Here is a 21,341-nt window from a genome sequence, read left to right as displayed (position 1 = left end):
GAGAGGCAGCGTTAAGATATGGATTTGATGGGATTTCTGACCCGCTGGCTCTGCGCGCTCATCCTGCTGGCCGCGACTTTCAACCCGACGCAATACAATTATATCCGCTGGGTACAGGATTATGGCGGCCAGAATCTCTCGGTCGCGGTGCTGGCCGGTCTGCTGCTGACAGTGGGCTACATCATCTATCTGCGCGCCACGCTGCGTTCGATCGGTGGTCTTGGGATGACACTGGTCCTTGCTATCTTTGCGGCTTCCGTCTGGGTGCTACGCGATCTGGGATTGGTTGATCTGGATAAACCGGGGCTAAACGTCTGGCTGGGGCTTGCAGCACTGTCGCTGGTGCTGGGTATCGGCCTGAGCTGGAGCCACGTGCGCCGCGCGCTTTCCGGCCAGGCGGATATGGACGACGTGGACGAATGACGCAGACCGTGGCAGACTGTGCGGCATGACACGCAGAACCGACCGCCCCGAAGATTTCCAGAAGTTCTACTACGCCAAAGTGGGCCTGGGCGAAGGCTGCGGCTGCGCCGAGCGTGTCATCGACATGCATGAATTTGACCGCCAGGCAGGACGCCCGAAACTGCGCCTGCCGCTAATGCCAGCCCGTGGCAGTTTCAGGCGGTTTCTGCAAAAGGCCGGGCTGACCTCCCGCCCTGCGCGCCCGGACGATAGCCTCTGACAGCATACCGGAAACCCGGTTCAGCACGGAATGCATTGAAACCTGTGGGTTCATGCAGCGCTCCGAAAACCAGGGGCTTCGCCTGATGCTTTAAAGCCGCACCGGCGCACCATGAGGCGTGCGCAGATAGGCGGCCTCCCAGGCGGCTTTCATCTTCTGCAGTTCCGCCGCACCGGCCATCCCGCGCTCCCCCAGAAAGGCTTCCAGCGTTTCCAGCCAGGCATCGAAATAATCCGCGCCACCGTCCAGTTCCCGCGACAGCCCGTGGCGTTTCAGCGTGGCGCCGAAGGCCGCCGCCCAGTCGGCCCAGGCAAAATGCCCCGCTTCATTCAGATGCACGGTCAGTGCAAAAATCTGCGCGTGCCAGGGTTCGGAAAAGACCGGCTCAGGGCGGCTCATGGCGCTGCCGCGAGGTAGCTCTGCCAGAGGTCCAGCACGACCTCATCGCGCGGATGCTCCGGATGCGCCCAGAGCTCGGATGCCGGAAAGGCCACCGCATAAAGCGGCTCTGCCGCGTCGCCCAGCCTGTGGGCGGAACTGTCCGGCAGGATATGCGTGCCATGGTACCGAACAATCCGGCCCCGCGCGCCGGCGGCATAGACCGGCAGGCGTGTGTGCCCGCCATCGACCAGCGTGTTGGCAGCGATATTGCGCGTCACAACCGCGTCTCCGGGGCCAAAAACCGGCGCGATATCACTGGGCCGGTCCGCCGGTCCACCGGCGGCCAGAACGCCGGGAACCGCATCCGCCTTCATCGCTTTGTGTGCAAGCGGACTTTCTGTGGCCGCCCCCCTGCCAGCTCTTCGGTGCTGACAACGCCGGTGCCGGCCAGGAGATCCGCAAGGCCCGCCATCCATTTCTCGTAATAGGAAAACCGCGCGTAGTCCGTGGGCGCCAGACATTCGCGTGCATGGCGGGAGACATCGATGTTCCATTTGCCCAGCGCCCCACAGGCCAGCGTCACCGCAAGTGCGCGGGCGTGCCAGTCTTCGTGAAAAACCTCGCCCTCCGCTTCCGGGATCACCGGGCCGTCACCAAAACGGCCGCCCATATCATGCGGCCGGGTCACGGGGTCACCGCCAGGCCGGTGCCGATCATGCTGTCCCGTGTCACCAGCGCCATCAGGTCGTCCTCACTCATGCCATCGGTGCCCGCGGGGCACTGCGGGATCACAAGATACCGGACCTCTGCGGTGGAATCCCAGACGCGCACGGCGGTATCCTCGGGCAGTGTCACGCCAAATTCGGCCAGAACTTTACGCGGCTCGCGCACGGCGCGTGCTCGGTAGGCGTCAGATTTGTACCAGGTCGGCGGAATACCCAGCAGCGGCCACGGATAGCAGCTGCACAGGGTGCACACGACCATGTTATGTGTCTCATCGGTGTTTTCCACCGCCACCATGTGTTCACCCTGCCGGCCATAGAAACCCATCTCCGCCACAACGGGCGTTGCATCCTCCAGCAGGGCCGCGCGGAAATCCGCGTCCGTCCAGGCACGCGCCACGACCCGGGCGCCATTTCGCGGGCCGATCCGGTTCTCATAGGTGTCGATGATTTCGTCCAGGGCCGCAGGATCAATCAGCCCTTTCTGCGTCAGAAGCGTCTCAAGCGCGCGCACGCGCAGCGCAGGATCAGAGGGCAGACGGTCGTGCGGGTGGTCATGGTGATCGTGGGGCATGGCGGCATCATTGCCCGGCCCTCTGCCCATGTCCAGCGCGGAACCCCCCACAGTTGCGTGATATTTTCTGCAACCTGAACGGGCACTTTTGTGGTATACTCAGACCAAGAAGTGAGTCTGCTGCGCCTCAGTTCCAGGATAACCCTCTTAGTTGCGCGCATGTGAGCACCGCTTCGCCAGACCGTCGCCTCCGTGCGGCGGTTTTCGGTGTCCGGGAAAGCGTCAGCGCAGGCCGATCCTCCCTTGCGGCGCGGGGCAAACTTGCCTAGATAGCGCGCAGGCTAATTCGAAATCTGCAGGTCTCAATGGAAAACGTCGTCCTGATCGTCCACCTTATTCTTGCGCTCGCGCTCATTGCGGTGGTGCTGCTGCAGCGCTCCGAAGGTGGTGGGCTCGGTATGGGCGGCGGTGGCGGCGGCGCCGTCTCCGGGCGGGCTGCGGCAACCGCGCTTGGCAAAGTGACCTGGATGCTGGCCATCGCCTTTATCTGCACGTCGATCACGCTGACCATCTTCGCCGCTGAGAATGCGACCGGATCGTCGGTTGTTGACCGGCTTGGCGTGGCAGCGCCCCCTCGGCGGACAACAGCGCGCCTGCAGCGCCCGAAGGCGATGATCTGCTGCCACCGGCGCAGGGTGACAACGCTCCGCTGGTTCCGACCCTCGATTAACCTGAGTTAACTACACTTTGCGGCATGGCCGGAATTCGCAACATGATGTTGCGGTTCGCCTTGCCATTGCCGCGCGAATCCTGATACACTTAAGTCCCGTGGTGCTGTGAAGATTCATGGCTGATCCGGGCCTTTTCAGACAGGCCTCAACAGACGCACGGGAGCATCGTTACATGGCGCGTTACATCTTTATCACCGGCGGTGTGGTCTCCAGCCTTGGCAAGGGTCTGGCCTCCGCGGCACTCGGTGCGCTGCTCCAGGCCCGTGGCTTCTCGGTTCGTCTGCGCAAGCTCGATCCCTATCTGAACGTCGACCCCGGCACCATGTCACCCTTCGAGCACGGTGAGGTTTTCGTGACCGATGATGGTGCCGAAACCGACTTGGATCTCGGGCATTATGAACGGTTCACCGGCGTACCCGCGCGTATGACGGATTCGGTCTCCTCCGGCCGCATCTATTCCAACGTGCTCGAAAAAGAACGGCGCGGCGATTATCTGGGCAAAACGATCCAGGTCGTCCCGCACGTCACAAATGAGATCAAATCCTTTCTTGATGTGGGCGGTGACGAGGTCGATTTCATGCTCTGCGAGATCGGCGGCACCGTAGGCGACATCGAAGGCCTGCCCTTCTTTGAGGCCATTCGCCAGTACAGCCATGACAAACCGCGCGGCCAGTGCATCTTTATGCATCTGACGCTGCTGCCCTGGCTGGCGGCCTCGGGCGAGCTGAAAACCAAACCCACGCAGCACTCCGTCAAGGAACTGCAGTCGATCGGGATCGCGCCCGATATTCTGGTCTGCCGCTCGGAACAGCCGATCCCGGAAAAGGAACGCGAAAAAATCGCGCTCTTCTGCAATGTGCGTAAAGAGGCCGTGGTCGCCGCCTATGACCTCAAAACGATCTATGACGCGCCGCTGGCCTATCACGAACAGGGGCTCGACCAGGCGGTGCTGGACGCCTTTGATATCTCGCCCGCGCCGAAGCCGGACATGACGGTCTGGCATGATGTCTCGGACCGGGTGCACAACCCCGAAGGCGAGGTGCGCGTGGCCATTGTCGGCAAATACACGCAGCTTGAAGACGCCTATAAATCCATCGCCGAGGCCCTGACCCACGGCGGCATGGCCAACCGCGTGAAGGTGCGGGTCGAATGGGTCGATGCAGAGATTTTCGACACCGCTGATGATGTGGCCCCGCACCTCGAAGGGTTCCATGCCATCCTCGTGCCGGGCGGGTTCGGCGAACGCGGGACCGAAGGCAAGATCAAAGCCGCGCAATACGCCCGTGAAAACAACGTCCCCTACCTGGGCATCTGTCTGGGCATGCAGATGGCCGTGATCGAGGCCGCGCGCAACGTGGCTGACATCAAATCCGCAGGCTCCGAGGAATTCGACCACGAAGCGGGTAAAAAGCGTTTTGAGCCGGTGGTTTATCACCTCAAGGAATGGGTCCAGGGCAACGCCAAGGTCAGCCGCAAGGTCGGTGACGACAAGGGCGGCACCATGCGTCTGGGGGCCTATGATGCGGTGCTCAGCGAAGGCTCGAAAGTTGCCGAAGTCTACGGCTCCACCACCATCGACGAGCGGCACCGCCACCGCTATGAGGTCGACATCAAATACCGCGACAAGCTCGAAGAGGCGGGCCTGGTGTTCTCCGGCATGTCACCCGATGGCAAACTGCCCGAGATCATTGAATGGCCGGATCACCCCTGGTTCATCGGCGTCCAGTTCCACCCGGAACTGAAATCCAAACCCTTTGATCCGCATCCGCTGTTCCGCGACTTTGTGCGCGCAGCCAAGGAAATATCACGTCTCGTGTGACCGTCCGCCCGCAAAAAGCGCCGCGTCAGTCGGCGCTTTCCACCGGGTTTTTCAGAAACTGCATCGGTTTTTCGCCCGGTTTCAGCAGCTGCTGCATCACCGCTTTTGCCAGAAAGCGCCCGGCGTCGCTGACATCCTCGAACTCAACCATAATGTCCTGTCGGAACATCCTGAGGATCGGCACCACCTCTTTGGACAGCACGTCGATGTCCTGGCCCAGACGTCTGCCCTGCTCTTCAATGGCGACAATCGCGGCAATGGCGGTGCGCGATGACGTACAGATGATCGCATCCACCTCGGGCGACCGGGACAACCGCTGCCTGATCCAGTGGCGGATCTCATCGGAGGGCCGGTCGCTGTCCACGTTCTCGGCAATCCGGTAGCTGATATCCAGATCCCGGCCATGGTCGCGCAGCCCGCGTATCATGTCCTGGGCGTAGTTCTGGTTCGTGGGTGGCAGGATCGCATGCACGTTGCGCCGGTTGCGCGCCGCCAGCCGCCTCAGTGCCACACCCATGAAAGCGTTGTTGTCATAGTCGTAATAGGCATGCCGGTCGCACCATTTCGTCCGGCCATGCGTGGCAAAGGGGAACCCCTGCTGCAGCAGATATTCCACACGCGGGTCCTCCGGTTCGGTCATGTTGAAAATCACCGCATCCGCGGATCGTGTCTCGACGATATAGCGGATCGAACGCAGCGAATCCTCATCCGGAAACCAGGGCAGCACATTGAGGTGAAACCGCGTGCCGCGGAGCTCCTGTGCGATAGAATTCGTCAGTTTCGACGTATTGTTGATCACATCAACTTCGGCCGGAACCACCAGCGTGATGACATTCGTGCGCCCCGTTCTGAGGCGGACACCGGCACGGTTCGGCACATAGCCGATGCCCGTCGCGATACGGCGCACCAGCTCCTTGGTCTCCTGCCCGATGTCAGGCGCGTCGCCCAGCGCGCGCGACACCGTGGCCACGGCCAAGCCACTGATACGTGATATGGTTTTCAGTGTCGGCCGCTCGCCCGGCTGCACAAGAGCCATCATCTCTTCGGCGCTCAACAGGCCAGCTTCACGTGTGCTGCGTTTCATCAGTTCCCCCCGCTGACCGGACTTTAGCCCGAAGCAATCCGCTCTGCACCCCGTGCAGGCACGAAACTTTCCGGTCGCGCCTCACAACTATAAAGGTCCCAAAAAAATGCTTGCAAGGATTTTCTATAACGATATAGATTTTTACTATAACGTTATAGCCTTGGGAGGATGGTCTATGAAACGGATATCGAAACTGCTTGCAGCGACGGCAATTGTCGCCGCGTCCGGCGCATCAGCAACAGAGCTGGAAGTCATGCACTGGTGGACATCCGGTGGCGAAGCCGCCGCGGTGACAGAGATTGCCAATGCGTTCAACGCATCCGGCAACACATGGGTCGATGCGGCCATCGCCGGCGGTGACAATGCGCGCCCGGTCATGGTCAGCCGGATCGTCGGCGGCGACCCGATGGGCGCGTTCCAGTTCAACCATGGTCGTCAGGCCGAGGAGCTGATCGAGGCAGGCCTGCTGCGCGATATCACGGACATTGCTGAGGCTGAAGGCTGGACAGAGCTGGTGAACCCGCCGTCCCTGCTGGCGTCCTGCACTGTGGACGGCCGCATTTACTGCGCCCCTGTGAACATCCACTCCTGGCAGTGGCTGTGGGTCAGCCACAAAGCCTATGAGGACGCGGGCGTGCCCGTGCCGACCAACTGGACCGAATTTGTAGGCTCAGCAGATGCGCTCGAGGCGGCAGGCAAGATCCCGATGGCCATGGGGCAGCAGGGCTGGCAACAGGCCGGTGCCTTCAGCGTGCTGATTGCAAGCCTGCTGCCGAGCGAAATTTACACTAAAGTTTACGGCGACAAGGACACTGCCGTGGCCGGTGGCCCCGAAGTCGCCAGCGTGTTCAAAGCTGCCGATGATGCGCGCAGCATGGCCGCCAACTCCAACGTGCAGAACTGGAATGATGCCACTGCGATGGTGATCAAGGGCGATGCCGGTGGTCAGATCATGGGCGACTGGGCGCAGGGCGAAATGGCCGTAGCGCAGGTCACCGCAGGTGAGGATTACAGCTGTCTGCCCGGTCTGGGCATGAACCCGCGCCTGTCCACAGGCGGTGATGCCTTCTATTTCCCCGTGCTCTCGGACGAAGATCAGATCGCGGCTCAGACGGAACTGGCGCGGCTGATGCTCAGACCGGAAACACAGGTGGCCTTCAACCTGAAAAAAGGGTCTCTGCCGGTGCGCGGTGACGTGAACCTGGATGCAGCCAATGACTGCATGGCCAAGGGCCTTGATCTGCTGAAAGCCGGCGCGCTCCTGCCGGACACCAACCAGCTGGTGACACCCGACACGCAGGATCAGCTCAAGACGCTCTTCACTGAGTTCTTCGCTGACGCGTCGATGTCGCCCGAGGACGCTCAGGCCGAGTTTGTCAAAATCATCGACCGGGCCGACTGATCCCGACCCCGTCTGCGGACGTGCCGGTGGGGCATGTCCGCAGACAGTTTCACAGCCGATGGGAGAGGGCCGATGGCTTCACAGCGCCCGAACCGGCTGTTCCGCAATCTGAACGCAAAAATCGCCTCGATCCCGATGATCGTGACAGCCCTTTTTGTCTTCGTCGGCGGCACAGCCTGGACCATAGTCTACAGCTTCACCGGTTCCGGTCTGCTCCCGCGCCTCAAGTGGGTGGGCTTTGACCAGTACGAACGGCTGTGGAGCACCAAGAAATGGCTGGTCGCCATTGAAAACCTGGCCATTTACGGGGTCTGCATGCTAGTGCTGGTCTTTGTGATCGGCTTTGTGCTCGCCGCCCTGATCGACCAGAAAATCCGCTTTGAGAATACAATCCGCACCGTCATCCTCTACCCCTATGCGCTCAGCTTTGTGGTCACGGGGCTGGTCTGGCAATGGATCCTGAACCCCGAGTTCGGCGTCGAGAGCATCGTGCGCGGCATGGGCTGGGAAAGCTTTAACTTCGATCCGCTCTACAACGCCCAGATTGCCATCTTTGGGGTACTGATCGCGGGGCTGTGGCAGGGCAGCGGCCTGGTGATGGTCCTGATGCTGGCGGGCCTGCGCGGCATCGACCAGGAGGTCTGGAAAGCCGCGCGCGTGGACGGCATTCCCTCCTGGAAAACCTATATCTTTGTGGTCATCCCGATGATGCGCCCGGTGTTTGTGACAACGCTCGTGCTGACCGTGACCGGCATCGTCAAACTCTACGACCTGATCGTCGCACAGACCAGCGGCGGGCCCGGCATCGCCACAGAGGTGCCCGCCAAATACGTCTACGACATGATGTTCGGCGCCAACAATCTCGGCCAGGGCTTTGCCGCGTCCACGATGATGCTCGTGACCGTGGCGCTGGTGGTCATCCCCTGGGCCATCCTCGAATTCGGCGGAGGCAGGAAACATGGCTGATCTCTCCAGACCCGTGCTCGAAGGCCCGCAGGGCCCGAAACCCACCCGCGCCCTGTCGCGCCGCAACATTTTTCTGTATGGTACGCTATTCGTGGTGGCCGCCTATTATGCGCTGCCGCTCTACATCATGATCGTGACCTCGCTGAAGGGCATGCCCGAAATCCGCGTCGGCAATATCTTTGCCCCGCCGCTCGAAGTGACCTTTGAACCCTGGGTCAAAGCCTGGTCCGAGGCCTGCACCGGCCTGAGCTGCGAGGGTCTGAGCGCCGGCTTCTGGAACTCCGTGAAAATCACCATTCCCTCGGTGCTGCTGTCGATTATCATTGCCTCGGTCAACGGCTACGCGCTGGCGAACTGGCGGTTCAGAGGGGCCAACGCCTTCTTCACCGTGCTGATTTTCGGGGCCTTTATCCCCTATCAGATCATGCTCTACCCCATCGTGATCATGCTGCGCGAGGTTGGGCTTTACGGGTCACTCACCGGCCTCGTGATCGTGCACACCATCTTTGGCATGCCCATTCTGACGCTGCTCTTCCGGAACTATTTCACCTCGCTGCCCGAAGAACTCTTCAAGGCCGCCCGCGTGGATGGTGCCGGGTTCTGGGGCATCTACTTCCGCATCATGCTGCCCATGTCGGTGCCAATCTTCACCGTGGCGGTCATCCTGCAGATCACCGGCATCTGGAACGATTTCCTGTTCGGCGTGGTCTACACCGGCCCGGATGCCTATCCGATGACCGTGCAGCTCAACAACATCGTCAACTCAAGCCAGGGCGTGAAGGAATACAACGTCAATATGGCCGCGACCATCATTACCGGTCTCGTGCCGCTGACCATCTACTTCGTCTCCGGAAAACTCTTCGTCCGCGGCATCGCTGCTGGCGCTGTCAAAGGGTAACGCCACATGACCAACTCAGTGGAAATCAAAAACCTCGATCTGGCCTTCGGCGCCGTCAAAGTGCTGCAGGACCTGAACCTGGAAATCAGCAAGGGCGAGTTCCTGGTGCTTCTGGGCTCGTCAGGCTGCGGGAAATCAACACTACTAAACTGCATCGCCGGTCTGCTGGATGTGACCGCCGGACAGCTCTTTATCAACGGCCAGAACGTAACATGGGCGGAGCCCTCTGAACGGGGCATCGGCATGGTTTTCCAGTCCTACGCGCTTTACCCGCAGATGACGGTCGAAGGAAATCTGACCTTTGGTCTGAAGAACGCAAAACTGCCCAAAGACGAGATCAGAAAGCGGGTCAAAAGGGCCTCGGAAATCCTCCAGATCGAGCCGCTGCTCAAACGCAAACCGGCAGCCCTGTCAGGTGGCCAGCGCCAGCGGGTCGCCATCGGCCGCGCGCTGGTGCGCGATGTGGATGTCTTTCTTTTTGATGAGCCGCTGTCGAACCTGGATGCCAAGCTGCGCGCGGATCTGCGCGTCGAGATCAAGCGGCTGCACCAGAATCTCGGCAACACAATGATCTACGTCACCCATGACCAGATCGAGGCGATGACACTGGCCGACCGGATCGCAATCATGCGCGACGGGCAGATCATGCAACTGGCCTCGCCCGAGGAAATCTACTGCCGGCCCGTGAACCGTTATGTGGCGGGTTTTATCGGGTCGCCGTCGATGAATTTCCTCGAAGGCACAATCCGGGGCGGTCATTTTGAGGTGGGCGGGCTGTCCGTGCCTCTGTCCGCGTATGAATTCTCCGGGCCAGTGACCGACGGCCCCGCCACACTTGGCATCCGGCCCGAGCACATTGTGACCGGCGAGCTGGTGGGTAATGCGCCCTGGCAGAACGAGGTGACCGTCAGCCTGATTGAGCCCACCGGGTCCGACACGCTGGTCGACTGCGACGTTGCGGGTCACCCCTTCCGTGTCCGCATGGAAGGTCAGGCCCGGGTCAGCATGGGCGAAACCATCACGATCGGCGTTGATCCGTCACGGGCCTCGCTTTTTGACACCAAAACCGAACTGAGGCTCTGACACGTCAGCAGCCTTTCACCCGACCGGCCCCGCGCCGGCACCATTCAGGAGGACAGCACATGGCTGCCATTTCTTATCAGCTCTACTCCTCGCGCAACTGGGATGTGGCGGAAACCTTCGCCATGCTCGCAGATCTGGGCGTCAAAGAGGTTGAGGGCTTCGGCCCCTACTTTGAGGATCCGGCCCGGACCCGTGCTTTGCTGGATGCACACGGCATGACCATGCCAACCGCGCATTTCGCACTCGACCTGGTAGAGGCTGACCCGGAAAAGGTGATCAGCATCGCGCAGACCATCGGCATCGAAACGGTGATCATCCCCTATCTGGCCGCTGAAAACCGCCCCGACACCGTTGATGGCTGGAAAGCATTCGGCGCACGTGTTGCGGCGGCCAGCAAACCGGTGCGCGCGGCAGGCCTCGGCTTTGCCTGGCACAACCATGACTTTGAAATGGTCCCCGTCGACGGCCACATGCCCCTTGATCTGATTGCGGCGGCCTCCGACGACATCCAGATCGAACTGGATCTCGCCTGGGTACATGTCGCGGGCGAAGACCCGGTGGCCTGGGTGCGTCGCTTCGCCGGACGCCTGGCTGCCGTTCACGTCAAGGACGTGGCGCAGAGCGGCGAAAACACGGACGAGGACGGCTGGGCCGATGTCGGTTTCGGCATCATGGACTGGCCCGCGATCAAGGCGGAAATGGATGCGGCGGGCGTGTCACGTTACGTGATCGAGCACGACAATCCGAACGACCACAAACGTATGGCGTCGCGGTCTCTCGCGAGCGTTCAGGCATTCTGAGGGAAATATCATGCAGGAATTCGGTGTCGGTATTATCGGCTGCGGCATTATTTCGGCCGCCTATCTGAGGCTCGCGGGGCAGTTCAGGCATCTGGACATCCGGGCGGTTGCGGATCTCAACCCGGACGCCGCAGAGGCTCGTGCGCAGGAATTCGGCGTCCGCGCCGAAACGGTCGAGGGCCTTCTGGCCGCAGGGGACATCGACATCGTTATCAACCTGACCGTGCCGAACGCTCATTTCGCCGTGACAAAGCAGATCCTGGAGCACGGCAAACACGCCTATTCGGAAAAACCCTTCGTGCTGACGCTCGAAGAGGGTGAAACGCTCCGTCAGCTTGCCGCTGAAAAAGGCCTGCGGGTGGGCTCTGCGCCGGATACCTTTCTGGGTGGCGCGCATCAGACCGCGCGGGCAGCGCTCGACGCCGGACAGGTGGGTCAGGTTGTCGGCGGCACCTGTCATGTAATGTCCCACGGGATGGAGGCCTGGCACCCGAACCCGGATTTCTTCTTTCAGCCCGGCGGCGGGCCGATCCTCGATCTGGGCCCCTACTACATCTCGAACCTGGTGCAGCTGGCAGGCCCGGTCAGCGCCGTGACCGCCATGGCCTCCACCAGCTTTGCCACCCGCGTCATCGGCAACGGCCCGCGCGAGGGCGAGGAAATCCCCGTCGACACGCCCACCAACATCCACGCCGTGCTGGAGTTTCAGAACGGGGCTGTGATCACCTTTGGTGCAAGCTGGGATGTCTGGGCACACCGCCATGAGAACATGGAACTTTACGGCACCACGGGCTCGCTTTATGTGCCCGACCCGAACTTCTTTGGCGGCAATGTCCTGATCACCGGCCAGGGGGCTGATACCGAAACGCTGGACCACGACGACCACCCTTTCTCTGTTCCCAATGAGACCCATGGCGGCAACATTCCGCGCGCCAATTACCGCTGTGCCGGGCTGGCGGACATGGCCGCTGCCATTCATGAGGACAGACCGCACCGCTGCAGCCTTGAGCTTGCGACCCATGTGGTCGAGGTCATGAACAAAATCCTGCAGTCCGCTCAGACGCGCAGCTGCCTCGAAATGACCACAACCTGCGAAAGGCCGGCGCCCCTGTCAGCGGAGGACGCCCGGGCGCTGCTGCGCTGACAGCGCCGCAGCGCCCGGCGCCAAACCGGCTTGCCCGCAGGGGCGTGGCGGCCCTATGCTTCCCCGCACCGGGGGTGCCGGTCTGAAGGACATCGTTGAAACCGCAGATACCACAGAAAACCGTCGAGAAATGGCAGCGCATCGTTGACCTGATTGCGCGGGTGGCTGAGGTGCCCGCCAGTCTCGTGATGCGCACCGATGCGCCGCATCATTCGGTATTCGTCACCAGCCAGAGCGAAAACAACCCCTACCAGGTCGGATGCCGTTTCACCCTGAACGAAAAGCTCTACTGCTACGGCGTGCTGCAGAACGACGGGGAGCTCTTTGTCGAGGACGCCACCTGTGATCCGGACTGGGCGGATAACGACGACATGGAACACGGGATGTCCTTTTACATCGGCTACCCGCTGAAATGGCCCGATGGCGCGGTCTTCGGAACAATCTGCGTGCTTGATTCACGGCGCAACCGGCGGGCCACCCTGTTCCGTGAGGGCCTGAAGGAATTCGCGGGCGTGATCGAATCCGATCTGGAACTCTTTACCGAAATCTCCCGGCGCACGGCACTGGAGGCGGAATTGCAGACCACGCTGGACGAGCTGGAACAAAGGGTCACGCGCCGCACCGCTGATCTCGAAGAGGCCAACACCGCCCTGCGCGTACTGCTGGGCAGCCTCGAAAAGGCTCGCGAGGAATACGACCTGAAACTGCTGCGCCAGATCAAGGGCCTGGTGCTGCCGCATATGTCCCGCCTGCGCATCCGGCTGGGCGATGATCCGGTGGGCACGGCCAGTCTCGACATGATCGAAGAGCAGCTCAACGCCATCACCACCAGCGTCAGTGGCCAGCTGATGACAACCATGGAAAAACTGACGCCCGCGGAACGCGAAGTGGCCCAGATGATCATGCGCGGGCATTCCACCAAAGACATCGCCCGCACGCTCTCACGCGGCCACAGCACGGTGGAATTTCACCGCAATAACATCCGCGCGAAACTGGGGCTGCGCAACAGCGGCCGGAACCTGCGCAGCCTTCTGCTGTCCATGCGCTGACCCCGTGACAAAACCCGGGACAAAACAATGGGGCCGACCCCATGTTTTCCCCCGGTTTTTCTAATGCCATACCTGCAACCAGGCGTTGTTAACATCCCCACGTCTGACACTTCGGTCAGATCCACGACCTACAGGGATGAAAAACATGGACAAAAAAGACCTCAATCTGACGCCCACACTGATCAACGGAACAACCGATGATCTTGCCCCCGGCCTCTCGCGCCGTTCCTTTTTCATGGCCGCGGGTGCCGCAGGCGTCGGTGGTGCCGCCAGCCTGCTCAGCACCACAAGCGCCACGGCACAGTCGACCGACTGGACCCAGCCCGGCAACAACAACGGCGTGATCGAACTGCAGAAAACCACCGGTTCATCCGTGGCCGGTGCCGTGGGCATCGATTTCTACGGCCATTGTGCCATCAAAATCACCTCGCCCGGTGGTGCGACGCTGATGTTTGACCCCTGGCGGGATGACCCCTCGGGCGCCTGGGGTCTCTGGTTCAAAAACGAATTCCCGGAAACACCGGTGGACATCTGCCTGTCCACGCATACCCATTTTGACCACGACGCGATCCACCGCCCCATCTCGACCATGGTCCTCGACCGCATGGTCGGCAATTTCGAGTTTGCGGACATCAAAATCACCGGGTTTGCTGACAAACACGTCTGTCGTGCGCCGGGCTGGTACAACTGGACAAATGCGCTGGGGGAATTCGGTGTCAACGCCTGCCCCCCCGATAACGTCAGCCACATGGACATGGTGGTCTACCTTGTGGAAACCGGCGGCATCCGCACGCTGATCTGGGGCGATAACCGGCACAATCCGCCGCAGGAGTTCTGGGATGCCATCGGTCAGGTGGATGTTCTGACCCTGCCCGTCGACGGCTCGCAGCACATTCTCGACTACAAGCAGGGCAATGACATTGTCTCGCGGCTCAAGCCAAAGGTGATCATCCCGACGCACTACCTCAGCGAAACCACCAGCTACACGCTGACCACGCTGCAGGATGCGAACGAATGGGTCACTGCCCAGCAAAGCTACCGCATGCTCGACAGCGCCAGCCTGTCGCTGGAGGCAGGCGAAATCGCCGGGATGGACCGTGAATTCCTCTACTTCGGCAACCACGCTCAGACCGCCTGACCAAAGGCGGCCTCTCCCCGGCCCGGCGGCATGCAGACGCGCCGCCGGGCGTTTACAATCAAGCAACTTTTACAAACCGCGCGCTCTGTTACCCGCCCGGGTTCCGCGCGCACCGACTAAAACACCGACGTAATACCGACGTTTAACCGACGTGATACCGATGCCGGTTTCCCCCGTCTTTTCAGGATCTTCGGGCCTCCTGCCCGTCCCGGGGCCCCATTGGCCAGCAGGGTGTTGCGCGCGCGCTCCATTAAGGGCATGTCAGGGGGATGCTCAGCTACCAGCATATGTATCACGCGGGCAATCTCGCGGACGTGCACAAGCACGGGCTTCTGGCCTGGATTCTGGCTTATCTGACGGCCAAGGATAAGCCTCTCAGCTACATTGAGACCCACGCCGGACGCGCGCTCTATGACCTGAGCAGCGAGGCTGCAACCCGCACCGGTGAGGCCGCGCGTGGTATCACCCGCGCTGCCGGGTTCTTTGCAGATGACCACCCCTACAGCACCGCACTTGCCCGCATCCGGGCGGCCAATGGCCCGGAAAGCTACCCCGGTTCGCCGTTGATCGCCTGCACCATGCTGCGCGCACAGGACCGGCTGCATCTGGCCGAACTGCATCCCGCAGAGCATGAGGCGCTGCGCCTGTCCCTGCGGGGATACAAAGCCAAATGTCATCACCAGGACGGGTTTGATCTGGCGCATTCCCTGCTGCCGCCCACCCCGCGCCGCGGCGTGCTGCTGATTGATCCCAGCTACGAGATCAAAAGCGATTTCAACGACATACCCCGCCATATTGCGCGCTGGCACAAAGCCTGGAATGTGGGCGTGATCTGTCTGTGGTACCCTGTTCTGACCTCAGGGGCCGAGCGTGCCATGGTGCGTCGCCTGCGCGCCGAACATGCGGACGCATTCTGCCACGAGGTGCGATTTCCGCCGGCACGGCCCGGTCACGGGATGGTCGGATCGGGGTTTTTCGTGATCAACCCGCCCTGGGGCCTGCACGATGAAGCGGCACGGCTGGCATCACATTTTGCCGATCTGGCGGGCTGACACGCAAAAACCGTTGACCCGTTTCCATGTCATGGCAGGATATGCCCATGCGGTATGCCCCTGCCCTGTTGATGTTTCTGCTCGCACCGGCTGCGCTGGCCTGCGAGGACCCGGTGTGTCTGGTGGATCCGGACAGCCTGGCGCTCACCCGCGTGATCACCTTCGAGGACACTCAAAGCAGTAACGGCCCCGGCTGGCAGGTATCAGACCTGCTCGTGCTGCCCGGCGCTGTGTTCGGCGAACGGTTTGCGGGGCAGCTCGTCAGTGCCGAAGGCGATCATGATGTGGTCTCCGGCGAGGTTCTGTCGCCCCTCACGGTGGTCGCCGGTGCCCCAGTGCCAGAACCTGTCGGTCGTTTTTATGCAGGGAAACAATGTACTTAACGGCTATGGCGCCGCTGGTTTTCCCAAACGTCATGCCCAGGGCGAAGGAGCGATGGCCTTCCTCTTTGACGAGGATCAGTCCGCCATTGCCTTTCAGCTGCGCGGCGGCGAAGCGGGCAAGGCACAGGTCAGCTTCCTCAACCGCAACGGGTCCGTGATCCACGTACTCAACCTGCCGCCCGCGGGTGAACATGCCTTTGGATTTGCCCGTCGCGATGCCACCGGTGATATCGCCGGTGTGCTGATCACCAACACCGACCCCCAGGGCCTCGCCATCGATAACATCCGCTTCGGGCGCGCCCCCGATCTGAGCTAGAAAGACCGCAATGTTCGAACGATTGTTCCCCCGCCAGAAACGCGCCCAGGACCCGCTGCCGCAACCGGATGCACAGCTCGCACTCGGCGCGCTGCTGGTGCGGGTCGCAATGGCCGATCACAATTACCAGGCGTCAGAAGTCGGTCAGATTGACCGTATTCTGTCCGCCACTTTCGGCCTGAAACCGCTTGAGGCTGCCAAACTGCGCGCAACCTGCGAAGCCCTGGAACGCCACGCCCCCGGAACGCCCGAGTTTGCGGAAATCCTACGCAACGAGGTCGAATACGCTGACCGCAAGGCGCTTGCGGATGCCATGTGGTCAGTGGCGCTGGCAGACGGTGAGCGTGATGACAGCGAGGAATCACAGCTGACGGAAATCGAAACAGCGCTCGGTCTGACGGATGCTGATATCGCTGCCGCACGGGAAAACGCCCTGCGCGGAAACTGACGCTGGCAGAGGCCACACAAAGAGATTATATCGCGGATATGTTTGGAGAATTGCTCAGACGGCTGACACAGCCCGAACCCGAAGCCCTACCCGACGAGGACGCGCGTCTGGCACTCACCGCGCTGCTTGTGCGGGTTGCCCGTGCGGACAATCATTACAGCGACGGCGAGAAAAAGCGCATCGATGCGATCAACGCGCGCCGGTACAACCTCGGCCCGGGTGCCACTGATGCCCTGCGCCGTGAAGCAGAAAACCTTGAGGCCGAAGCGCCCGACACCGTACGGTTCACCCGTGCGATCAAGGATGCGGTGCCTTACGAGGAACGCCTGGCCGTGCTGGAGGCACTGTGGGACGTGGTTCTGGCCGATGGCGAGCGCGCGCAGGAAGAAGATGCCCTGGTGCGCATGGTCAGCAGCTTCCTCGGCATCAGCGACCGTGATTCGGCTCTGGCCCGCCAGGCGGTCGACGCCCGGCGATGACAGCCAGCCTGCCCATGTATGACACGGCAGCGACCTCCGCTGCCAATGACCGCTTCTGGGCGCTGATACGGGCCGAATACGGTGAGGGTCCTGAAGAGCTCGACCGTGCAACTGATCCGCACGAAACCTGGCGGGATCCGGGCCTCGTTCTGTCCCAGACCTGCGGCCTGCCTTTCCGCAGCGGGCTGTACGACCACGTGACCCTCGTGGGCACACCCGACTATGGCGTTCCGGGATGCCCTGAGGGGTACTACTGTTCCGTGCTGGTCGTGCGGATCAGCGACAAACGCAAAGACCTGCGCGACTTTTCCGAAAGCACACTGGCCCGCAATGACATCCGGTCCCAGTCCGGCTGGGCCGCTGCGGAAGCTCATCTGTCTGAAAACAATATCGGATTCAGCTTCGCCGGCAGAACCATCGACACCGGTTCGCATGCAGCCTCACTCGCAGCGGTGGCGCGCGGTGATGCCGACATCGCCGCTGTTGATGCGGTCACCTGGTCGCTTCTGGTGCGCGACACGCAAGCGGTCGATGACCTTCGCATCATCGCTGTCACACGTCCGACGCCGGGCCTGCCGTTCATTTCAGCGGCAGGGCGTGATGCAGGAAAACTGCTCGCCGCCTGCCGGACTGCGCTGTCCCGGCTCACGGATGCAGAGCGTGAGTGCCTGATGATCCGCGATATCGTGCAGATACCCGCGGCGGATTATCTCGCAGAACCGCTGCCGCCTCAGGACTGATCACCGGCGCAGATTTCGGCACCGGCAACGCAGCAGATGTGCTTTCCGCGTTGCAAACAGCGGCGTTTTGGCCCCTTATACCGCACTGAAACAATCCAGAGACCTGTTCCGTTGACGACGCAAGCCCCGGTTATTGAAATCAGAAACCTGCACAAAGCCTATGGCGCGCTGGAGGTTCTGAAAGGCGTCGATATCACGGCCCCGAAGGGACATGTCATCTCGCTGATCGGGTCGTCAGGATCGGGCAAATCCACGCTTTTGCGTTGCTGCAACCTGCTGGAGGACAGCCAGCAGGGCGAGATCCTGTTCAAAGGCGAACCCGTGAGCTGGAAGGGAGAGGGTCATAACCGCCGCCCCGCGGATGCAGGCCAGGTGCTGCGCATCCGAACGAACCTCAGCATGGTGTTCCAGCAGTTCAACCTCTGGGCTCATATGACCATCCTGCAGAACGTCATGGAAGCACCGGTTACCGTGCTGAAATGCGACCGCGCTGAAGTCGAAAAGGCTGCGCGCGGATATCTCGACAAGGTCGGGATCGGCGACAAATGTGACGTCTATCCCGCGCAGCTTTCGGGCGGCCAGCAACAGCGCGCCGCCATTGCACGCGGCCTGTGCATGGAACCCGAAGCGCTGCTTTTTGACGAACCGACCTCAGCGCTCGACCCGGAACTGGAACAGGAAGTTGTGCGCGTGATCAAGGACCTGGCCGCCGAAGGCCGCACCATGATCATCGTGACCCACGATATGAAACTGGCCGCCGATGTGTCCGACCACGTGGTCTTTCTGCATCAGGGCCTGATCGAAGAACAGGGCCCGCCCAAACAGCTGTTCGGCGCGCCCTCCTCAGAACGTCTGCGGGGTTTCCTCTCGGCAACCCAGGCAGCGTAACCCCATCAAGAAAAAAGAAACGGGAGTATCACCAAATGAAAAAACTTATCCTGACGACAGCCGCCGTTGCGCTGACCGCCGGTATGGCGCTGGCAGACGGCCATGCGAAAACCGTGCGTATGGGCACAGAGGGCGCCTACCCTCCCTACAACTTCATCAATGACGCCGGTGAGGTCGACGGTTTTGAGCGCGAGCTGGGCGACGAGCTCTGCGCCCGCGCGGAACTGACATGCGAGTGGGTCACCAACGAATGGGACAGCATCATCCCCAACCTCGTGTCCGGCAACTATGACACCATCATCGCGGGCATGTCGATCACCGACGAGCGTGACGAAGTCATTGATTTCACACAGAACTACACACTGCCTGATCCTTCTGCCTATCTGGCACTCTCTGCGGACGCAGATATTTCCGGTGGCGTGATCGCGGCTCAGACCAACACCATCCAGGCGGCTTTCATCGCTGACAGCGGTGCGACACTGGTCGAGTTTGCAACGCCTGAAGAAACCATCGCAGCTGTGAAAAACGGCGAAGCGGATGCGGTTCTGGCGGACAAAGCGTTCCTCGCGCCCATCGAAGCGGATGACGCGGATCTGGTGTTCCTGGAGCAGGAAGAGCTGATCGGTGGCGGCGTCGGCATGGGTCTGCGCGAAAGCGACGGCGAGCTGCGCGGCAAATTTGATGCGGCCATTCAGTCCATGAAGGACGATGGTTCGCTCAACGCACTGCTCACCAAATGGGAAATCGGCGGCGCATTCTGATCCGCTGACTGCAGGGGCGCCTCCGGGCCGCCCCTGCTTCTCTTTCCGGGACAGTCCACCCTGCGAGGCCCGAGATTTTCAGTTTCTGCACAGATCCCAGCGTGTTGTCGGACTGGTCATGGATGGCCTGCTATCTGACGACCGGAAAACACATGTCGATCTACTGGTCGGTGCTGACCGTGCTGTTGCTGCTCGGAATCACTGCGCCTGTCGCACTGGCATTTGGCTTTGGCGGTGCCACGGCGGCCCGCTCGCCCCTGGCCCCTCTGCGGTGGTTCGGAAAATCCTATATTGCCATTGTGCGCGGTGTGCCTGACATCGCATTCTTTCTGTTTTTCGTGATCGCGCTGGATCAGGGGATCGAGTACCTGCGCCACAAGGCGCTTTGTCGCGACTGGTCCGAACCGATCCGTCAGGGCAATGATTTTGTCGTCTGTCAGGCCGCCAAGATGCCGCTGGGGGACGCCCCGCAATGGGTGCATGAAACCTATGGGTTTGCGCTGGCCGTTCTGACTTTTGCCATCGTTTTTGGTGCTTTTGCCGCCAATGTGCTTTTCGGTGCGATGCGGGCCGTGCCGCGCGCGCAGCTGGAAACCGCCGAAGCCTACGGCATGACCCCGCGCCAGACCTTCTGGCGGGTGCTGGTCCCACAGATGTGGGTCTATGCCCTGCCTGGGCTCAGCAACCTCTGGATGGTGCTGATCAAGGCAACGCCGCTGCTGTTTCTGCTGGGCGTCGAAGACATCGTCTACTGGGCCCGTGAACTGGGTGGCACCAAGACATCGCGGTTCACGGATTATCCGCATGGTGACTGGCGCATGTGGTACTTCCTTGCGCTGCTGGTGTTCTACCTGATCTTCACGCGTATCTCCGAGATCGCCCTGGATCGTCTGATGAAACGACTCACGCATGGCCAGGCCACCGCCGGTGGTGAAGCCCAGCGAAAGGCCGCCGCATGAGTTGCTGGGAAACAATCCAGGCCTATGCGCTCCGCTCTGTCGGCATTGGCGAACGGTTGCTGCCGCGCGAGGATTTCACGCTGTGCCAGCAGTTCACGCTGATCGGCTCCGGCATGATCTGGAACATCTATTTTGGGATCATCGCCCTGACATTCGGGTTTTTCCTGGCAACAGCACTGGCTCTGGGTAAGGCATCCCCGAACAGGATGCTGCGCAAGCCGGCGGAATGGTTCATCTTTATCTTTCGTGGCTCGCCACTCTTTATCCAGTTCTTCTTTGGCTACTTTCTGTTCCTCAGCCTCAAGGGCGTGCACCCGTTCTTTGACCCTTTCACAGCGGCCTGGCTGGGGGCACTGATCGTTCTGTTTCTCAACACGGCCGCATATTCAGGCGAGATTTTTTACGGCGCTCTGCTGTCTATCCCCAAAGGCGATACAGAAGCGGCAGACGCCTATGGCATGACCGGGTGGCCACGGTTCCGGCGCGTCGTATGGCCCACGATGCTGCGGCTCGCCTGGCCGGCTTATACAAACGAGGCGATCTTTCTGTTCCACGCCACAGCCCTCGTGTTTTTCTCGGGCTTTCCCGCATGGCAGCAGCGCGGGGACGCGCTCTATTACGCGAACTACTTCGCTGATAAAACTTTCAATCCGTTCATCCCCTACCCGATCCTGGCGATGTATTTCATCATCCTGACGCTGATTGTTGTGGGCCTCTTTGGCGTCGTGAACGCGCGGCTCAACCGGCATCTGCCTCAGAACGCACAGAAAAAACTGCGCATCCGGCCCAATCTGATCCGCTGATCCCGCTGGTTTGTTCAGCACTTTCAGCGTGCACCGGATAATTTGATCAAATTTTGCTGGCAGTCCTGACGGGAAACGGGCATCAAGGGCGCAGCTCGC

The 21,341-nt window shown here is 61.2% G+C and carries 24 protein-coding genes and 2 pseudogenes; 22 read left to right on the top strand and 4 right to left on the bottom strand.

Going from position 1 to position 21,341, the window contains the following annotated elements:
* Positions 1-27 precede the first annotated feature (27 nt).
* Together ACZ1HA_RS01555 and ACZ1HA_RS01550 are read left to right on the top strand one after the other, a co-directional pair.
* Positions 28-423, top strand: coding sequence for a DUF6524 family protein (locus ACZ1HA_RS01555; RefSeq protein ID WP_375230889.1), 396 nt, complete (start codon positions 28-30; stop codon positions 421-423).
* A 25-nt stretch (positions 424-448) separates the two neighbouring features.
* Positions 449-682, top strand: a complete 234-nt coding sequence (locus tag ACZ1HA_RS01550; RefSeq protein WP_375228696.1) for a hypothetical protein — start codon at positions 449-451, stop codon at positions 680-682.
* 90 nt (positions 683-772) lie between these two features.
* On the opposite strand, the gene ACZ1HA_RS01545 is transcribed toward ACZ1HA_RS01550, so the two are convergent.
* The 3 genes and pseudogenes from ACZ1HA_RS01545 to nthA all read right to left on the bottom strand — a co-directional run bounded on the left by ACZ1HA_RS01545 (position 773) and on the right by nthA (position 2,359).
* Entirely contained in the window at positions 773-1,081 is a 309-nt protein-coding gene (locus ACZ1HA_RS01545) for a nitrile hydratase accessory protein (RefSeq protein ID WP_472712596.1), read from the bottom strand.
* Positions 1,078-1,751: pseudogene (gene nthB, locus ACZ1HA_RS01540) on the bottom strand (nitrile hydratase subunit beta). The gene ACZ1HA_RS01545 and the pseudogene nthB overlap by 4 nt, the downstream one beginning before the upstream one ends.
* Positions 1,748-2,359, bottom strand: coding sequence for a nitrile hydratase subunit alpha (gene nthA / locus ACZ1HA_RS01535; protein WP_472712595.1), 612 nt, complete (start codon positions 2,357-2,359; stop codon positions 1,748-1,750). The pseudogene nthB and the gene nthA overlap by 4 nt, the downstream one beginning before the upstream one ends.
* Positions 2,360-2,664: 305 nt before the next feature.
* Here nthA and secG point away from each other — a divergent pair.
* Positions 2,665-3,029, top strand: a pseudogene (secG, locus tag ACZ1HA_RS01530) (preprotein translocase subunit SecG).
* A gap of 173 nt (positions 3,030-3,202) precedes the next feature.
* Positions 3,203-4,849 (top strand): CTP synthase, encoded by a 1,647-nt coding sequence (locus ACZ1HA_RS01525; RefSeq protein ID WP_436397803.1) that lies wholly within the window; start codon positions 3,203-3,205, stop codon positions 4,847-4,849.
* 25 nt (positions 4,850-4,874) lie between these two features.
* On the opposite strand, the gene ACZ1HA_RS01520 is transcribed toward ACZ1HA_RS01525, so the two are convergent.
* On the bottom strand, positions 4,875-5,933 hold the full coding sequence (locus ACZ1HA_RS01520; RefSeq protein ID WP_472712594.1) for a LacI family DNA-binding transcriptional regulator: 1,059 nt from the start codon (positions 5,931-5,933) through the stop codon (positions 4,875-4,877).
* A gap of 175 nt (positions 5,934-6,108) precedes the next feature.
* Here ACZ1HA_RS01520 and ACZ1HA_RS01515 point away from each other — a divergent pair, with 175 nt between their 5' ends.
* The 18 genes from ACZ1HA_RS01515 (at position 6,109) to ACZ1HA_RS01430 (ending at position 21,242) form a co-directional block, all read left to right on the top strand.
* On the top strand, positions 6,109-7,335 hold the full coding sequence (locus ACZ1HA_RS01515) for an ABC transporter substrate-binding protein (protein WP_472712593.1): 1,227 nt from the start codon (positions 6,109-6,111) through the stop codon (positions 7,333-7,335).
* A 72-nt stretch (positions 7,336-7,407) separates the two neighbouring features.
* Positions 7,408-8,301, top strand: a complete 894-nt coding sequence (locus ACZ1HA_RS01510) for a carbohydrate ABC transporter permease (protein WP_375228701.1) — start codon at positions 7,408-7,410, stop codon at positions 8,299-8,301.
* Entirely contained in the window at positions 8,294-9,199 is a 906-nt protein-coding gene (locus tag ACZ1HA_RS01505; RefSeq protein WP_375228702.1) for a carbohydrate ABC transporter permease, read from the top strand. Before ACZ1HA_RS01510 ends, ACZ1HA_RS01505 begins: the two co-directional genes overlap by 8 nt.
* A gap of 6 nt (positions 9,200-9,205) precedes the next feature.
* Positions 9,206-10,282: an ABC transporter ATP-binding protein gene (locus ACZ1HA_RS01500; protein WP_472712592.1), complete on the top strand. Its 1,077-nt coding sequence runs from the start codon at positions 9,206-9,208 to the stop codon at positions 10,280-10,282.
* 59 nt (positions 10,283-10,341) lie between these two features.
* Complete coding sequence (locus ACZ1HA_RS01495; protein ID WP_472712591.1) at positions 10,342-11,082, top strand: sugar phosphate isomerase/epimerase family protein; 741 nt, start codon at positions 10,342-10,344, stop codon at positions 11,080-11,082.
* Positions 11,083-11,092: 10 nt separating this feature from the next.
* Positions 11,093-12,226, top strand: coding sequence for a Gfo/Idh/MocA family protein (locus ACZ1HA_RS01490; RefSeq protein WP_472712590.1), 1,134 nt, complete (start codon positions 11,093-11,095; stop codon positions 12,224-12,226).
* A gap of 95 nt (positions 12,227-12,321) precedes the next feature.
* A complete protein-coding gene (locus tag ACZ1HA_RS01485; protein WP_472712589.1) occupies positions 12,322-13,275 on the top strand; it encodes a LuxR C-terminal-related transcriptional regulator in 954 nt (317 codons plus the stop codon).
* A 145-nt stretch (positions 13,276-13,420) separates the two neighbouring features.
* On the top strand, positions 13,421-14,413 hold the full coding sequence (locus ACZ1HA_RS01480; RefSeq protein WP_472712588.1) for an MBL fold metallo-hydrolase: 993 nt from the start codon (positions 13,421-13,423) through the stop codon (positions 14,411-14,413).
* A 269-nt stretch (positions 14,414-14,682) separates the two neighbouring features.
* Positions 14,683-15,465, top strand: coding sequence for a 23S rRNA (adenine(2030)-N(6))-methyltransferase RlmJ (locus ACZ1HA_RS01475; protein WP_472712587.1), 783 nt, complete (start codon positions 14,683-14,685; stop codon positions 15,463-15,465).
* 47 nt (positions 15,466-15,512) lie between these two features.
* Positions 15,513-15,848, top strand: coding sequence for a hypothetical protein (locus ACZ1HA_RS01470; RefSeq protein ID WP_472712586.1), 336 nt, complete (start codon positions 15,513-15,515; stop codon positions 15,846-15,848).
* Positions 15,826-16,164 carry a hypothetical protein gene (locus tag ACZ1HA_RS01465; protein ID WP_472712585.1) on the top strand — a complete coding sequence of 113 codons (339 nt, stop codon included), beginning with the start codon at positions 15,826-15,828 and terminating at the stop codon, positions 16,162-16,164. The genes ACZ1HA_RS01470 and ACZ1HA_RS01465 overlap by 23 nt, the downstream gene beginning before the upstream one ends.
* Before the next feature lie 10 nt (positions 16,165-16,174).
* Positions 16,175-16,612, top strand: a complete 438-nt coding sequence (locus ACZ1HA_RS01460; RefSeq protein WP_472712584.1) for a tellurite resistance TerB family protein — start codon at positions 16,175-16,177, stop codon at positions 16,610-16,612.
* Positions 16,613-16,650: 38 nt separating this feature from the next.
* Complete coding sequence (locus ACZ1HA_RS01455; RefSeq protein ID WP_375228711.1) at positions 16,651-17,091, top strand: tellurite resistance TerB family protein; 441 nt, start codon at positions 16,651-16,653, stop codon at positions 17,089-17,091.
* Complete coding sequence (locus ACZ1HA_RS01450) at positions 17,088-17,831, top strand: phosphate/phosphite/phosphonate ABC transporter substrate-binding protein (protein WP_472712583.1); 744 nt, start codon at positions 17,088-17,090, stop codon at positions 17,829-17,831. The genes ACZ1HA_RS01455 and ACZ1HA_RS01450 overlap by 4 nt, the downstream gene beginning before the upstream one ends.
* Before the next feature lie 111 nt (positions 17,832-17,942).
* Positions 17,943-18,719: an ABC transporter ATP-binding protein gene (locus tag ACZ1HA_RS01445; protein WP_472712582.1), complete on the top strand. Its 777-nt coding sequence runs from the start codon at positions 17,943-17,945 to the stop codon at positions 18,717-18,719.
* 35 nt (positions 18,720-18,754) lie between these two features.
* Entirely contained in the window at positions 18,755-19,480 is a 726-nt protein-coding gene (locus tag ACZ1HA_RS01440) for a transporter substrate-binding domain-containing protein (RefSeq protein WP_472712581.1), read from the top strand.
* A 74-nt stretch (positions 19,481-19,554) separates the two neighbouring features.
* Entirely contained in the window at positions 19,555-20,439 is an 885-nt protein-coding gene (locus ACZ1HA_RS01435) for an ABC transporter permease (protein WP_472715262.1), read from the top strand.
* A complete protein-coding gene (locus ACZ1HA_RS01430; protein ID WP_375228715.1) occupies positions 20,436-21,242 on the top strand; it encodes an ABC transporter permease in 807 nt (268 codons plus the stop codon). Before ACZ1HA_RS01435 ends, ACZ1HA_RS01430 begins: the two co-directional genes overlap by 4 nt.
* Positions 21,243-21,341 lie beyond the last annotated feature (99 nt).

The organism is Roseobacter sp. S87 (assembly GCF_055693285.1).
This window is presented reverse-complemented; position numbering and strand designations above follow the sequence as displayed.

Coding starts and splice junctions, on each gene's coding strand:
- ACZ1HA_RS01455 (WP_375228711.1), top strand. CDS start 16,651: ATGTTTGGAGAATTGCTCAGACGGCTGACACAGCCCGAACCCGAAGCC.
- ACZ1HA_RS01460 (WP_472712584.1), top strand. CDS start 16,175: ATGTTCGAACGATTGTTCCCCCGCCAGAAACGCGCCCAGGACCCGCTG.
- ACZ1HA_RS01465 (WP_472712585.1), top strand. CDS start 15,826: ATGCAGGGAAACAATGTACTTAACGGCTATGGCGCCGCTGGTTTTCCC.
- ACZ1HA_RS01440 (WP_472712581.1), top strand. CDS start 18,755: ATGAAAAAACTTATCCTGACGACAGCCGCCGTTGCGCTGACCGCCGGT.
- ACZ1HA_RS01515 (WP_472712593.1), top strand. CDS start 6,109: ATGAAACGGATATCGAAACTGCTTGCAGCGACGGCAATTGTCGCCGCG.
- ACZ1HA_RS01545 (WP_472712596.1), bottom strand. CDS start 1,081: ATGAGCCGCCCTGAGCCGGTCTTTTCCGAACCCTGGCACGCGCAGATT.
- ACZ1HA_RS01470 (WP_472712586.1), top strand. CDS start 15,513: ATGCGGTATGCCCCTGCCCTGTTGATGTTTCTGCTCGCACCGGCTGCG.
- ACZ1HA_RS01505 (WP_375228702.1), top strand. CDS start 8,294: ATGGCTGATCTCTCCAGACCCGTGCTCGAAGGCCCGCAGGGCCCGAAA.
- ACZ1HA_RS01495 (WP_472712591.1), top strand. CDS start 10,342: ATGGCTGCCATTTCTTATCAGCTCTACTCCTCGCGCAACTGGGATGTG.
- ACZ1HA_RS01500 (WP_472712592.1), top strand. CDS start 9,206: ATGACCAACTCAGTGGAAATCAAAAACCTCGATCTGGCCTTCGGCGCC.
- ACZ1HA_RS01520 (WP_472712594.1), bottom strand. CDS start 5,933: ATGAAACGCAGCACACGTGAAGCTGGCCTGTTGAGCGCCGAAGAGATG.
- ACZ1HA_RS01450 (WP_472712583.1), top strand. CDS start 17,088: ATGACAGCCAGCCTGCCCATGTATGACACGGCAGCGACCTCCGCTGCC.
- ACZ1HA_RS01550 (WP_375228696.1), top strand. CDS start 449: ATGACACGCAGAACCGACCGCCCCGAAGATTTCCAGAAGTTCTACTAC.
- ACZ1HA_RS01430 (WP_375228715.1), top strand. CDS start 20,436: ATGAGTTGCTGGGAAACAATCCAGGCCTATGCGCTCCGCTCTGTCGGC.
- ACZ1HA_RS01555 (WP_375230889.1), top strand. CDS start 28: ATGGGATTTCTGACCCGCTGGCTCTGCGCGCTCATCCTGCTGGCCGCG.
- ACZ1HA_RS01475 (WP_472712587.1), top strand. CDS start 14,683: ATGCTCAGCTACCAGCATATGTATCACGCGGGCAATCTCGCGGACGTG.
- ACZ1HA_RS01525 (WP_436397803.1), top strand. CDS start 3,203: ATGGCGCGTTACATCTTTATCACCGGCGGTGTGGTCTCCAGCCTTGGC.
- ACZ1HA_RS01480 (WP_472712588.1), top strand. CDS start 13,421: ATGGACAAAAAAGACCTCAATCTGACGCCCACACTGATCAACGGAACA.
- nthA (WP_472712595.1), bottom strand. CDS start 2,359: ATGCCCCACGATCACCATGACCACCCGCACGACCGTCTGCCCTCTGAT.
- ACZ1HA_RS01490 (WP_472712590.1), top strand. CDS start 11,093: ATGCAGGAATTCGGTGTCGGTATTATCGGCTGCGGCATTATTTCGGCC.
- ACZ1HA_RS01510 (WP_375228701.1), top strand. CDS start 7,408: ATGGCTTCACAGCGCCCGAACCGGCTGTTCCGCAATCTGAACGCAAAA.